We start from the raw sequence: 14,179 nt of genomic DNA, 5'->3' as shown, positions 1-14,179 counted from the left end.
ATATTGTAGATTCTCCATAAAAGAAAGAGTTGAATGCTTTGATAGCAATTCAACTCTTTCTTTTTAACTATTTAATTCCCACTGTGTTCAGATAAATTTTATAAATATTAAATACAAAACGTTTTTTATATCCCTCTTTGTTCAAATAAAATTTACTCTTGTATAATCCTAGCACAAAAAACTTCAAAGTTCTAATTAGCTTATATTGTTATCTCGTCAATATAATCCATCAAAAGAAAAGCTTTATATCCCACTACATTCTTAGAAGACGAATTATATAGACTAGAAAACTTACTTATCAACAACCTTAGAACACATTTAGAGTCCGCAGATAAAGACATTAAATCACCCTAGCTAAATTTATTTTGAGGTAATTATTATGAAAAAATGTTCTCAAGCTATTATTAATGGCCCTATTTATTGCACTATCAATTTCTGCATATACCGATACTGCTTCTCCCGAATCAAGCAAATAAAATTTTTCCCCAATTATTAAAAATTTAGGAAAAAGAATACTCACATTTTGGATTGATTTAGAGGAGTCAAGCCACCGGAAACTCTATTTTAAATGCGAATTAAATTTATTTATTTACTAATAAAGTTAAAATAAGGTATTATTAGATAATATTAGTATTTAACTTAATATTAGTATATTTTATGATTGTATACGAGTTTGAAAGAGACATTACTCATCTCTTTCTTTCTCAATACAATTAAGGAAACCAATTTTTGCGCTCTTTACTTTATTACGCTAATTGAATTCTTACTTTTAATGCTCTTGCGTAATAAAGTAAAGAGTAGCTTTTAAAAGAGAAGGGGTGTCCTTGTTAGTAAGCTATAGTAAGTTAGTTGAAAAAATCGATTAATTAGGGAGGTACTTTTTTATGAAGAAGTTTATATTAACTCTAGTTTTGTCCGCTATGATGGTGATTACCCCATTATCTGCTTTTGCGGACGATTCACAGACTGATTCGACAACAGAAACCTCATCAGTTTATGAACAAGCAGCCGATGTAGCTTCCAAGTATATTGACACTATTTCACTAAATACTCCTGATTGGCAAAATTCATCCTTAACCTTTAAATATCCACTTGTTGATTTTAATGGCCAACTCACCTCATTTTTATTTGCCGTAAATTCTGAAGATTATGCAGCAGGTTATATAATTGTTAGTGCTGATAATCCGACCGTTTTAGAATCTACCAGAGAGGGCGAAGATCCTTACAGGGATTTAGTTGGTAGTGAGGAACAAGCAGTATATATTGGAGCTACACAGTATTATATCAAAAAAGATGAATCTACTTATTATGACGTTCGTCAAGAAAAAATTATGAATCGGGATGAATTCCTAAGTAACGGCTTTTTACAGGGAGAGTCATTCGATTTGAATGTTATACCAGAAAAGAACACTCTTGTTGTGGAAAATCCCTCTTTGATGTCAGAAATAGCACCAGCTACTATTATTAGTTACTCGTCCAAGAAAATTTCAAGTGTTCCTGACATTACTTGGCGCAAGGGATGTAGCCCAACTTCGTTTGGAAATATAATTAGGTATTGGAAAAATAATGGGTATTCAAGTTTGTTAGCTAGTTCTACAACAGATGATACATTGGTTGATGTTCTTGCTTCTTCTTCTTATATGAACACGAATTCTGCTGGTGGAACCGGCTGGGATGACCGTGTTAACGGAATGAAAAAGTTTTGGAGCGACCGCGGATACACTGTATCCGTATCCCGTGGTAGTGCAAATTTTAATACACATAAAACAGAAATGAATGCGAATAGGCCTGATATTATTAACGTTGTAAACGACGCTACTTATTCAGATCACGACATGACTGGTGTTGGCTATGAAGAATATCAAGATACAGATCAGAACTTGAAATGGTTTAGATATGTTATTGTACATGATACTTGGTCAAATACTCCTACAGACGTATACCTTTATATGCCACAACTATCTTGGAATGAGACAGTTAAAGTTGTGCCTCAATAAACAATACTGTTGAAAAAGGTGTTCCCTAATTAATAATGAGGGAATGCCTTTTTTTAAAAATCACCAACTTCAGGAACATATTGTTTTGAAAAAACGTCTATTATAGAAAGAGCGTGAGGAGGGTAATCAAATGAGAAGTAAGATAAGAGGATATTTAGCTATTTTTATTGTAATAGTATGTATTTCCGGATGTGCAATCAACAAAGAAAGTGAGGGGAATGAGAAATTGATTAGTGAAGAAGTTATTCCTTTAACACAAGTTATTGAAAGCGACTTACTACATGTAAAAAAAATAGAAGTGAAATTTAGTGATGGAAATAAAATGATAGTAACAGATTCAGGTCATATTAAGAATATTGTATCAGCTTTAAAATCTGTTCAATTACAAAAACTAAGTGTAAGCCAAGGAGCTGGATATCTATATTCATTGAATATTTATGATCAAGAAAAAATGATCAATATTCTTAATACGTTTGAAATCAATGGAAATTTTTATAAACCTGTTGAGAGTAAGAATGAACAACTTGATAAAACGGTCATACGAATTGGAAGGGAGAGTATTCCTAATTTGTTACCAGGTATCGAAATAGAATGAATGATTCATAAAAAACCGAACCTAAATACCCACGATTACTATAATATAAAACTAATAATAACAAAGCCCAATGTGTTTAAATCGAAATTCAGCGTATAGAGGCCCTCATCTTCATGACAGGGTCTGTAAAATTTACTTAATTACTGACTGAATGCTCATCTAATCCATCCTCTAAATCATGATTTTTGGTACTTCTATCTCCCAAAACAAAAAAATCACACATCAAGCCTACGAGCTTGATGTGTGCTGAAGTATCACTAATGGAAGGAATACATCTAATTCAATTTGCATATCTGAAATGTAAATCTTCTATGGCCACCTAGATTACGTACATTGAATCCGAGGACCATTTGTGAAGACATCCATTTAGGAACTCTTAAAATCCCTGACATGGTGGTACGTGTCCCAAAGATACGGCCATTTAGCCATGAGCTCGCGTCTGCTAAAAACCAGTTGTAGCGAAGCAGCATATGAATAGATCCGAGACCCAGTGCATGAAAATTAACGCTATCCCCGAATCGTTTCAAAATGGTATCAAGTGCCGTTTCCCAGGACTTACGGATTTCAGTACACTACTCCAATTGCAATGACGTCATGATCTTCATCAATAATTTCTTGCAACACATCCAGTGAATTTTGAATATGGTAAATCGGAATTGGCTTACGCCCGGTAACCCGCTCCAAGTATTCTGTATTTTGTCTGGTGGTGATAGGATCCCCGATTTTATCCAAGGTCAGATATTAATAAATAATATCGGCATGTCATATCACAAATGCGGCGTACTCATCGATATCAAAAATAAGATGGCGAGTGCCCTCCGTAGGTTAGCTCGTGGTATACGATTGGGTATGATCCTTTTTCGGTGTACACGTAGTTATTTCGATATCACTCGTTTTCTTAATAGCAGTATTATGAGATTATTACTTTATTGAGTTATTCGGAAATCGTCGGATGGAATAGCAGGGAACGAGAAACGCTGAAAAGCGGTTCTTTTTTTGTCTAAATACTGAAAATAGTTTCACTATCACTATTGACGTAATAGCGCATCGCACAATTCGAGATATACGCGTCTCTTATGGTGGCCTCACCAATCTTTATATCCCACTACGTTCAGATAAAACGATCCAGAAATCACGATCACTCCTAACGAAAAGACTCTTATATCCCACTACGTTCAGATAAAACGCTAACACCTCTCATCTCTATGTAATTTGGAACATCTCTTTATATCCCACTACGTTCAGATAAAACTGCCTGTGACGTCAGCGAACATTTCATCAATAGAATACTTTATATCCCACTACGTTCAGATAAAACGTTGAACAGTTGTGATAAGTCAAACAAGTCTGTATAACTTTATATCCCACTACGTTCAGATAAAACAGGCGTAATGTGATCGAAAACATCTTGATATTTATGCTTTATATCCCACTACGTTCAGATAAAACTTTGTTCCAATTGTAATCCACCACAGCCTTCTCTACTTTATATCCCACTACGTTCAGATAAAACAACGTAAAGCTGCGGTGGGCGAGCGCGTTGTTATTACTTTATATCCCACTACGTTCAGATAAAACCTTTGCCCAATAATCCCAGTCGAATCCTTCTTCTCTCTTTATATCCCACTACGTTCAGATAAAACGAGAGAAGATCATCAAGAAGCTATGTGCCAGATCACTTTATATCCCACTACGTTCAGATAAAACAGCGGTGTACTCTTGTGGTTTAAGGATTTAATCAAGCTTTATATCCCACTACGTTCAGATAAAACCAACAAAAGTGACCGCTAAAGAACTAACGCAACTGACTTTATATCCCACTACGTTCAGATAAAACGACGATTGACCTATCGCTTATGCACCCTACATTGTACTTTATATCCCACTACGTTCAGATAAAACGATACCGTTCGAGAAACCTTTACGTTCATCTTCTCTCTTTATATCCCACTACGTTCAGATAAAACGCTTAAAAGCTCTAACTAAATTGCGCAGCTTAATAACTTTATATCCCACTACGTTCAGATAAAACAAATTACGAACATACAATTTATTCTTGTTAATATATACTTTATATCCCACTACGTTCAGATAAAACGGTTTTGTTTCAGGTATTACCTCTTGCTTATAGTCCTTTATATCCCACTACGTTCAGATAAAACGTAAAATCACGTCTGGAAGAAGTTAAGGGCGAATATCTTTATATCCCACTACGTTCAGATAAAACCCCGTTTTCCCACAACCCCAAACCCTTGCTGTATCAACGTTTTCGATCGAGGTCATTTCTCACTTTTGCATTGAACCTCCAATGCGTAAAATCACGACCTCGCAATAATCCTCCTCAACCCTTACTAGACAAGAACTTGCAGTCGATTCGACAAAATATTCGATCGCTGCATTTCCACTTGAAACCCTACTTCAAATAATGGAGATCAAAGGATCATTCTCTACAATTACTTCATAATATAATAACCTTACGCTCATTTTTTGAGATAATTCTCCAACATGCGTCTCTTCCAATATCGTACGTAATTATGACGAACATGTCTACTGTTACTACTAAAATAGATTGTATGTTTCATCCCTATCATATGACTTAAATACAGACACAAAAATCTTAGTCAGTGAACTTAGAAAACGATGAAACTGTTCCTCCACACAAAACAGACATTTTACTTTGCATAAAAGTCTACGCAATTGTTGGAAGGCTCTCATATATTGTTATCATCTTACAAAAGGAGTGATAGTAATAATGGCAGATAGAGATCTTAGACTTTCCCTTTTCTCAGGGCTTAACTTCACCGGAAGACGTATCATCTTTAGACGCGGCGGTGTTGCTGTGCGGGATTTAGGCGCATTTCGTTTCGACAATCTTCTCTCTAGCTTCAGAGTCAGAAATGTTGTGAACCGCTCTGAGGTCACACTCGTGTTGTTCTCTCGTATTAACTTCCAAGGGTCTTTCCGCGTATTTCGTGGTAATACCAATGTAGCCGATCTAAGAAATGAGCGCTTCGACAATGTCACTTCCTCATTCATTCTAGTAAGCCGTAATCTAACCAACTCCCAAATCAGAGAAATTCAGACAAGCAGAAATGCCCCTAGTGACGTTCTGGTCATCAGACAATAATGACACTACACGCATCACAAGGCTGCCCAACTGGGTAGCCTTTCATATTCCAACACATCTATCATGCAACATACCAGACACCTACACCAGAGATGATCCTTTATTGATCCGTGGCTGTACATTCTTGTTCTTCAAGCTCATAAGTAACCATACACAGTACATAATAACCAATACCACAATGATGTAATCCTACCTTCATATCCCACTACGTTCAGATAAAACCCCGTTTTTCCATAGCCGTAAACCCTTACTGCATCAACGTTTTTGACCGAGGTATTTCTTGATTCTGCATTGAACCTCCAATCCGTAAATTGGCCACCTTCCAAAATCCACCTTAGCCCTTACTACACAAGGCTTGCAGTCGATTCGAAAAATATTCGCTCACTACGTCTTAAATCATTTCTCTGCTCAAGTCACCTACTATACTAAAGCAATTCCAAATTCATACCGATATAAAGTTTATTGAAGTTATTATTGGAGGTCATGATATGCGTATTGAATCAGGAAATAGTAATTTTGGATTTTCAGTCCATCATACTAAAAGTAATCCCTCATCGTTGGTATTTAAGTTTAATTTAGAAGAACAACAACAGAAAATAAACGAAGAGAAGAGGGAAGAAAAAACGGGTCAGTTGATTACCAGTCGAGAAGGTGGCTATGTAAGACAATATATTGTCAGATCAGATGGCACAAAAATCTTAGTAAGTGAGATTAAACAGGAAAATGATGAAACTGCTCCTACAGAGAAATATATGGACACCTTATCTTTTGCTCGACTACAAAATGATAGAGTTCACCAAAACACAGAACAGATGATAAGTCTCCTTAATTACCAAGCTGGTATTGTGAGCAAAAATAACAATAAATAAAGAAATGTAATGATATGAATTGTGATACACGCAGGACATGACTGGAATGATCGTTATGAACGATCAATCTAGTCATGTCCTTTTTCTATGCAACAACTTTAGTAAGAGGGGAGATTCATCCCGACCTCCACCCTAGCTTTATGCCCCTCCACACAAAACAGACATTTTACTTGTGCATATAAGTCTACGCAATTGTTGGAAGGTTCTCATATATTGTTATCATCTCACACAAGGAGTGATAGTAAAAATGGCAAATAGAGATCTTAGACTCTCCTTTTTCTCAGGCTTTAACTTCACAGGAAGACGTATCAACTTTAGACGTGGCGGTGTCGCTGTTCGGAATTTAGGCGCATTTCGTTTCAACAATCTCCTTTCTAGCTTCAGAGTCAGAAGTGTAGTAAATAATTGTAGTCTCACATTGGTATTATTCTCTCGCAATAACTTCCAAGGGTCTTTCCGCGTATTTCGTAGTAATACCAACGTATCCAATCTAAGAAATCTGAGTTTTAACAATGTAACTTCCTCATTCATTCTAGTAAGCAGCATTCTGACAGATTCCCAAATCAGAGAAATTCAGATTAGTGGAAATCCCCCTTGTGGCGTTCTAGTCATCAATCAATAATTACAACTACCTGCATCACAAGGCTACCCAACCTGGGTAGCCTTTTACATACTGGATTGTGAAGGTAAGTGCAACAGGGCTTCACAATCCAACACATCTATCATGTAACATCCCAAACACCTACACCAGAGATGATTCCTTATTGATCTGTGGCTGTACATTCCTGTTCTTCAAGCTCATTAGTAACCATACGCAGTACATAACCAATATCACAATGATGAGAATATCATAGCCTAACACTGAATTTTTTTCATTCTTAATACTTAAAAACTGAATTAAATTATGTAAAAAGTGAAATAGAATGAGTGGAATAATATTATTATTTTTTACTATAAGTAAGGCTAATGCAACACCCATAACCAGCGCATAGATGATTTGCAGAATCGTCTGATTGGTGTTCTGTCCTGACAACAAATTTAGAAGATGAGTCACAGAGAATAGAATACTAGATGTAACCACTGCTGCTGTAACGCTTTTAGCCAGCAACGTTCTTAGGATTAAGCCGCGATAAAGCGTCTCCTCCACAAAGCCAACTAACAACGTGAAGAAGATAAAGAACAATACTTCGGACACCGTAACATTCCTAAAGCCATTAAAACTAAGGACAACTAGAATCACAACAAGGGGCAGATAATATAGCCAGTTATTCTTGGGAATTTCACGAAGGGATTGAAACCCCATTTGGCTCCATTTACGCTTCCAAGTTAAATATATAATTAACACAAGTGCGATGGGTATGAATGATATTAACACGGGTGCCGTGTAATCCAGCTCCTTAATCGTAGCGTAAGCTCCCGCAGCGAAGACTGCCAACAATAATAGGACCTCAATAATGATAACCGCTAAGACAGGGCGTCTCTTTGAGAAAGATGGGTTACTGATTTGGATTGACATGATCTAATTCCTTCCTCCCTTTGATATCCTTAATCCATTGCTTTTCCATACTGTAAAATTGCAATCCATTCGCTAAGACTGACACACGATAGTAGTAATTCTCAGGCTCTTCAATTTCTTTGAGTTCTCCGGCAACAATCTGCTGAACGGCTTGAAGATGATGAATCTCATGGTCCAATTTGACTTCATACTCCGTTAAACGTTGCTGGCGAATATCTTCATCTAAATGGTCATAGAAAAATATTCTAATCAAATGATCATTACGGGATAGCTCTATCGGCCCGGATAACCAGATTAAGAAGGATTCTTTGCCCGCCGGTACAAGTGAATATAGCTTTTTGTTCTTGCTATCTTCGATCTCTTCTACAGATACAAGGGCTTTGTCCGTTAACCTTTTTAATGCAGGGTAGATACTTCCAAAGCTTGCTTTATAAAAGAAACCTACAGAGCTATCGATCGTTTTCTTCAGATCATATCCGCTCATCTTTCCTTCCATCAATAACCCTAGAATGATGTATTCTAACATTCAATCCCAACTTTCATTTATATCTACTCGATATATCGTTTCGATACATTTATCATAATCTATTTTAGAGATACGTCAAGGTTTTTTTTGCTTTCATCAGAAAGAAACGGTTACCCTCCCTTAAAGGGACGATAACCGTTTTCTAGTAAAAATATAAGCAAGGTATAGTAAAAACTTAACCTTTCTTATATTCACAAAAAAATAAAAAAAACCCTTATCTTTGTTGGTTTTATCCATAAAGATAAGGGCACATTATTTCATTTACTCTGCTGCAACAGGTTGTTCAGATCCAGCCTTACGATTAGACATTTTACTTGGCAACTGCCATGATGTTACAACCGCAAGTACGATAAAGATGATATCCTTACCGGCGAAAAAATCAGTGAAGTTCTCTTGGAATTGCTGAATATAATAGTTACTAAACATACCCTCAAAACCGTCATTCGATATGTAACTGGACATAAAAAACTTACCTAATACGATCCCAATCAAGCTAGCGATGACCGCTATAATCTGATGAAATGAGCTTGTGTTCCTACTAGCCAATATAGCAACTGTGTAACCGGTCAATCCTCCGATTGCCCATGCTACAAGACCAAGTTCGTACTCTGTTACGACTGCGATTATCGCCCATATAGCGCCTCCAATGATCGCAGCTAACAATGCTCCCAATACAGGTAATAACATTTTATTATTATCTGTTTCCAATTTCCATTCCCTCCCCTCTGACCATAATCTCAAATTACTCTTATTACCAACTTATCTAAGATGCCACAAAATATGACTTTTTTCAACAAAATTCTACTTAAATATTTTTGATTAGGTGATTAAACTTGAAAATTACAATAATCAGCAGGCAGATGATCATGTAATATCAAGTTTAAACTTATTTCCAATTTATAATTTTACAAATAACCCCTAAACAACTAAGTTCCTTTAACTGTAGCCAGAGGCTTACATTTTGCCACGACTTGAGCTAATCCTGCTCCCACAACACTCTCAATAATCTGATCCACATCTTTATACGCCTGTGGGGATTCATCAATCATAGATTCTAACGATCGCTGGTTCACAACAATCTCATCCTCCATCCCTACACGCATCGAAGAAGAGAATTCGTCAACTGTAATGAGTCTCTTGGTAGCACTACGTGACCGAATGCGCCCCGCCCCATGACAGATGGAATGAAAATTAGACTTCCCACCTTCACTGCCGACCATAATGTACGAAGCTGTTCCCATAGATCCAGGAATAAGTGCTGGATGACCACTTACCCGGTAGGGTTCTGGATTATCTGGATGGTTAGGAGGGAGCGCTCGGGTTGCTCCTTTACGATGAACAAAATAAGACTTCCCATCATGCTCCTCCTCCCAAGCATAATTGTGCATCAGATCATATAACGTTCTCATCTCAAATTTCGATCCAAAGACATCCTTCCCCGCTTCTCTAATCGCATAGGCAATGAGATGACGGTTCACAACGGCGTAATTCAGTGCTGAATACATCAAATCTACATACGATTGAGCCAAAGGGTGGGATAACGGAGCGAATAGTAGCTTAGGATCTGCCGTCCCCATTCCTTCTGCTTTCATCATTTTGGCCATGTTGCTGCTACAATATTGACTCACTGAACCGCCCCAAGCACGGGAACCTGAATGAATCATCACAACGACTTGCCCATCGAATAATCCCCAAGCCTCTGCTATCTCACGGTTCTCTTCTGGGATCTCAATAGCCTGAATTTCTGCAAAATGATTCCCCCCACCAAGGGTTCCCAGTTGCCGATGTGAGCGATGCCAGACCCGTTCAGGAAATAAATTCAACGCTTCCTCGTCGAAATTAAATTTACTACTCTCCACATGCGTCAAGGAAGATGCTTTACGCGGCGTATACCCATCTGGGATATACTTCTTAGGAAGGCCATGTAGTCCCTTTTGTACAATATGTTCTAATCGGATGTCAGAGAAATGTCCCCGAGCATGCTCCTCGACAGGCAAATATTTCTCAATCGTCTTTACCAACTTGCGGCGCAATTTAACATCCTTCAATTCATCCTTATGCAGATTCGTTAAATGAACCCTCATTCCACAGCCAATGTCACTCCCCACAATGGAAGGTGAGACATAACCGTCGTGAGTATTCCATACCGCCGTAGTTCCAATACAGGTACCCACACCCACGTGCACATCTGGCGTATACCCCATGTAGACCTGATTCGGTATTTGTAAATTGTTGTTCGCCATTTCGAACACTTTATAATCTAAGGCTGCAAACAGCGAGGGTCCTGCATAGACATGCACTTGCCCTGAAGGCAACTGGATCTGCTGATAATAAGTTTCTTTCATATCGGTTTAATTCCTCTCATTTAAAAATCTTGTATAAATCCGTAAATCTTACATCGTAATCACTGTCCCTCTCTAACAAGATCCTTATCTTGGTTATATGTGTGAATACAAAAAAAGCCATGGACAGCATACAGCGTCCATGGCTTCTTTAATACACCTTCAATAATCTAAGTAAACTTTAGAAAAACGGTACATAAACTTAATTATTGATCAAGCAATCCCGTTTGAGACCGATGATATGGACTTTCCTTTGTAATTGTGAGTATGGATCGTTAGCTTGAATTGCAACATATTCATCGGCCTCCTTTCAGTTATTTCAATCATTTTAATAGGCATTCCAACATTTGTCAACCGTTCATGATTATTTGTCCACTCCCTTTACACTTAACAACGAATTTAGCTGTTCTAGTAAGTTTCCGCCACCCGTGAGTGAAATCGTGCCGATCTTCTCACAAATTTTCTCCAAGAATTCCAGCTCCTTAAGACGATAGAGCGTCACATTCTCATCCATAAGCTTCGCTGTATTTAGCAAGCTACGGGTAGAAGCTGTCTCCTCACGACGTGTAATAATGTTGGCTTGTGCTTTCTTCTCTGCCAGTAATACCGTGTTCAGAATATCCTTGATATCCCCAGGTAATACGATGTCCTTCAGCCCTGCAGATAGAAACTGAACTCCGTAATGATCACTTTGCTCGTTCAAGCGAGAGAGAACAAAATTTGCAATTTCCTGTTTCATTTTTAACAGATCATCCAGCTTCAATGTCCCCACATATTCACGTAAAATAAGCTGAAGGACAATGTAGACCTGCTCCTCAAATGACTTAATCTCCAAAGCCTTAATCGGATTCACAACCTTATACTGACACACAAAGTTCAGCCGCAGTGTTACCTTATCTTCTGTCATAATCTCCTGGCCTGTCATGTCCAATTGCTGCTGACGTAAATCCGTTGTTTTCACAAGTACAGATACAGGTCCTTTCCAGAAGTAATACTTTCCTGGGCGTAACTCTCGCTGCAATACATGATTATAGAACAATAGCGCTGACTCATAGCTCGCCACTTCGAATGTCTGATAATAGCCATGCAACCTCGGAACCACCGCAAGATCCACTTCTGCTCCCATTTCAGGATTCCTTATATCTACCCTCACAAAAGTATGTTTCTTCATTACGTTCCAGAAAGCGTACATTCCTGCGGTTAGCATCGAGACAAATTTACCATCTTCATAATGCAGCACATACTCATAATCCTGCACATCTACAATGGTTAGCTCTTCAATAAGCTGCGTGTCTTGCACAAATAGGTGTAACTCTTTATTCGGTACAGCAAACGGCTTCGTCACATTTTGCACGATAATGGTCTCATCAGAGAATGACAAGTTACGGTATGTTCCTGGTTGTAGATGTTTCACGTAGCTACCCTTTTTAAAAAGTAGACCTCGTTCATCGTTCTTTACAATCACTTTAGTAAACATGGCTATACCCCCAATAAATAATATAAATAAATATGTAAAAGTTGCTAACATTCATAAGTAGTAAAATTGTGACCCTCTAATCAGGAATTCTCCTATACGTCAGAACGGAATCAGGTTTAAGAATCAAGATCATGAGTTGTTGTACTTAGAAACCAATAGTCGAACCCGAACTCCACTTCAGCCCGGGGACGCTCCATGTCGTTCATCGTACACACTACCTCATTGTCTCTCGTCGGTATCCACCGATTGCATAGTCCTAACCTACAGTGCTCCGCACGAATGCTTGCCTGAGAATTCCTGTAAAAGGTCTACACTATTTCGCTTTTTTTGTTCTACCAGAAAATTCGCGTGGAAGGCGAGTAGGGAATCGAACCCTAATAAGGAGTTAATGACAGCATGAGCATTACAGCATACAGGCATATAGAATATGCGAGCACTGCGGGACCGATGAAATCCCAGCCAAGGTATGCCATCACTTCATTAACTTGAGATCTTCATAAGATCTGTATGTATCATCGCTTATTTAGACGCAGACGAACATGGCGTAAGTATTACGACAGAAATAAATTCTACAATTTAACGCTACTCCCCCATAAAAAACACAAATAAAGCTGGTCCTTCTCTTTAGAGAGATCGGAACCAGCTTTATCATGATATATATAAAATAGTTAACTCATGGTTATCACTAACCCATTTATTTATAGTGCGCTTCCCCCATACAGAAAACGTTTCTCCCAGTGCGTACCCGCAATCTTACTGGTCGTAACGCCACCCGATTCCTTAGAATACGTATGAAGAATTTGTCCATCTCCCAAATAAATACCCGTATGCGTAATGGTAGCTGTAGATTTATTCACATTAGAATAAGCGGAAGCGCTCGATCCTTTATAAGACATGAAATACATAAGATCACCACGTTTCAGCTTCTTCCAATCGCTAACTGTCTTCCCTTTATTCTTCACATAAGAACCTTGGCCCCTTGAATCAGCGGGAAGCTTAATCCCTAGACCATCAATGAAGGCCTGACGGACAAAGGCTGAGCAGTCAAACGTCGATGTACTCGAACGACTTGAACCGTACTCATAGGGGGTTCCTAAATACTTCTTGCCCGCTGCTATCATTTTCTCAACGGAACTACTGTTATTATTGACATTACCAATGGCCTTCGTATATTTAGATGAGGAGGAGATATAGCCGACTTTCCCTCTAGAATCTCGAACCTTCAACCAAGAGGCTCCAGATGTACCAAGTACGGATACTTTTTCCCCTTTAGGAATTTCTCTCAGTACAGTTGATGAAGTGGACGGCGCTGAACGTAAATTTACCCCCCAAGTTACTTGTGATGTAGATGTAGCAGCATTCACTTGATTTACTAGGGTCGTAGCAGATAGACTTCCGCACAACATTATCGCTGTAAGTGAAGCAGTGATCACTTTGTTTCTAATCTTCATGTTGTTATTACCTCCTAAGATGCTTGTGCTTGTCCCATTGTAAATCGCACTATACTATAGGATAATCAGTCTTAGGTCTTAATTTATTTATGCCTTTCAGGAACGTAAATCGTCTATTTCTCTCATTTTCAGGAAAATAAATACAAAATTATATTATTAATTTTTTGTAACTATTTAATTAAAATATTGTAACCACTGTATATTTAGCCACCCTAACGATTAATTACAAATAAAAATGTTATCTCAAACATGATAGTTCTTTAGACCCATTAAAATATT

The 14,179-nt window shown here is 37.9% G+C and carries 11 protein-coding genes and 1 CRISPR repeat array; of the genes, 5 read left to right on the top strand and 6 right to left on the bottom strand.

Going from position 1 to position 14,179, the window contains the following annotated elements:
• Positions 1-884: 884 nt before the first annotated feature.
• The 5 genes from UB51_RS01010 (at position 885) to UB51_RS26760 (ending at position 7,210) form a co-directional block, all read left to right on the top strand.
• On the top strand, positions 885-1,997 hold the full coding sequence (locus UB51_RS01010) for a C39 family peptidase (RefSeq protein ID WP_044875684.1): 1,113 nt from the start codon (positions 885-887) through the stop codon (positions 1,995-1,997).
• Positions 1,998-2,127: 130 nt separating this feature from the next.
• Positions 2,128-2,592 (top strand): hypothetical protein, encoded by a 465-nt coding sequence (locus tag UB51_RS01005; RefSeq protein WP_044875683.1) that lies wholly within the window; start codon positions 2,128-2,130, stop codon positions 2,590-2,592.
• Between the two features lie 1,093 nt (positions 2,593-3,685).
• Positions 3,686-4,819: a CRISPR direct-repeat array (repeat unit 29 nt; unit sequence CTTTATATCCCACTACGTTCAGATAAAAC).
• Between the two features lie 525 nt (positions 4,820-5,344).
• Entirely contained in the window at positions 5,345-5,719 is a 375-nt protein-coding gene (locus UB51_RS01000; protein WP_044875682.1) for a hypothetical protein, read from the top strand.
• A gap of 488 nt (positions 5,720-6,207) precedes the next feature.
• Complete coding sequence (locus UB51_RS00995; RefSeq protein ID WP_044875681.1) at positions 6,208-6,588, top strand: hypothetical protein; 381 nt, start codon at positions 6,208-6,210, stop codon at positions 6,586-6,588.
• A 247-nt stretch (positions 6,589-6,835) separates the two neighbouring features.
• Positions 6,836-7,210, top strand: coding sequence for a hypothetical protein (locus tag UB51_RS26760; RefSeq protein ID WP_082062968.1), 375 nt, complete (start codon positions 6,836-6,838; stop codon positions 7,208-7,210).
• Positions 7,211-7,330: 120 nt separating this feature from the next.
• On the opposite strand, the gene UB51_RS00985 is transcribed toward UB51_RS26760, so the two are convergent.
• The 6 genes from UB51_RS00985 to UB51_RS00960 all read right to left on the bottom strand — a co-directional run bounded on the left by UB51_RS00985 (position 7,331) and on the right by UB51_RS00960 (position 13,900).
• Positions 7,331-8,104 (bottom strand): CPBP family intramembrane glutamic endopeptidase, encoded by a 774-nt coding sequence (locus tag UB51_RS00985; protein WP_044875679.1) that lies wholly within the window; start codon positions 8,102-8,104, stop codon positions 7,331-7,333.
• Positions 8,085-8,630: a PadR family transcriptional regulator gene (locus UB51_RS00980; protein WP_044875678.1), complete on the bottom strand. Its 546-nt coding sequence runs from the start codon at positions 8,628-8,630 to the stop codon at positions 8,085-8,087. The genes UB51_RS00985 and UB51_RS00980 overlap by 20 nt, the downstream gene beginning before the upstream one ends.
• A 261-nt stretch (positions 8,631-8,891) precedes the next feature.
• Positions 8,892-9,338: a hypothetical protein gene (locus UB51_RS00975; protein ID WP_234405520.1), complete on the bottom strand. Its 447-nt coding sequence runs from the start codon at positions 9,336-9,338 to the stop codon at positions 8,892-8,894.
• A 218-nt stretch (positions 9,339-9,556) separates the two neighbouring features.
• Positions 9,557-10,975 carry an RtcB family protein gene (locus tag UB51_RS00970; protein ID WP_044875677.1) on the bottom strand — a complete coding sequence of 473 codons (1,419 nt, stop codon included), beginning with the start codon at positions 10,973-10,975 and terminating at the stop codon, positions 9,557-9,559.
• 361 nt (positions 10,976-11,336) lie between these two features.
• Positions 11,337-12,449 carry a slipin family protein gene (locus tag UB51_RS00965; RefSeq protein WP_044875676.1) on the bottom strand — a complete coding sequence of 371 codons (1,113 nt, stop codon included), beginning with the start codon at positions 12,447-12,449 and terminating at the stop codon, positions 11,337-11,339.
• 698 nt (positions 12,450-13,147) lie between these two features.
• On the bottom strand, positions 13,148-13,900 hold the full coding sequence (locus tag UB51_RS00960) for a C40 family peptidase (protein ID WP_082062966.1): 753 nt from the start codon (positions 13,898-13,900) through the stop codon (positions 13,148-13,150).
• Between the last annotated feature and the right edge of the window lie 279 nt (positions 13,901-14,179).

The sequence above is a fragment of the Paenibacillus sp. IHBB 10380 genome (assembly GCF_000949425.1).
Classification (GTDB): Bacteria; Bacillota; Bacilli; order Paenibacillales; family Paenibacillaceae; genus Paenibacillus_AQ.
The sequence above is the reverse complement of the archived record's forward strand: the minus strand, read 5'-3'. Positions and strand labels throughout refer to the sequence as shown.

Bases quoted from the DNA above. Each gene is read 5' to 3' on its own strand.
- UB51_RS01010 (WP_044875684.1), top strand. From the start codon at position 885: ATGAAGAAGTTTATATTAACTCTAGTTTTGTCCGCTATGATGGTGATT.
- UB51_RS01005 (WP_044875683.1), top strand. From the start codon at position 2,128: ATGAGAAGTAAGATAAGAGGATATTTAGCTATTTTTATTGTAATAGTA.
- UB51_RS01000 (WP_044875682.1), top strand. From the start codon at position 5,345: ATGGCAGATAGAGATCTTAGACTTTCCCTTTTCTCAGGGCTTAACTTC.
- UB51_RS00995 (WP_044875681.1), top strand. From the start codon at position 6,208: ATGCGTATTGAATCAGGAAATAGTAATTTTGGATTTTCAGTCCATCAT.
- UB51_RS26760 (WP_082062968.1), top strand. From the start codon at position 6,836: ATGGCAAATAGAGATCTTAGACTCTCCTTTTTCTCAGGCTTTAACTTC.
- UB51_RS00985 (WP_044875679.1), bottom strand. From the start codon at position 8,104: ATGTCAATCCAAATCAGTAACCCATCTTTCTCAAAGAGACGCCCTGTC.
- UB51_RS00980 (WP_044875678.1), bottom strand. From the start codon at position 8,630: ATGTTAGAATACATCATTCTAGGGTTATTGATGGAAGGAAAGATGAGC.
- UB51_RS00970 (WP_044875677.1), bottom strand. From the start codon at position 10,975: ATGAAAGAAACTTATTATCAGCAGATCCAGTTGCCTTCAGGGCAAGTG.
- UB51_RS00965 (WP_044875676.1), bottom strand. From the start codon at position 12,449: ATGTTTACTAAAGTGATTGTAAAGAACGATGAACGAGGTCTACTTTTT.
- UB51_RS00960 (WP_082062966.1), bottom strand. From the start codon at position 13,900: ATGAAGATTAGAAACAAAGTGATCACTGCTTCACTTACAGCGATAATG.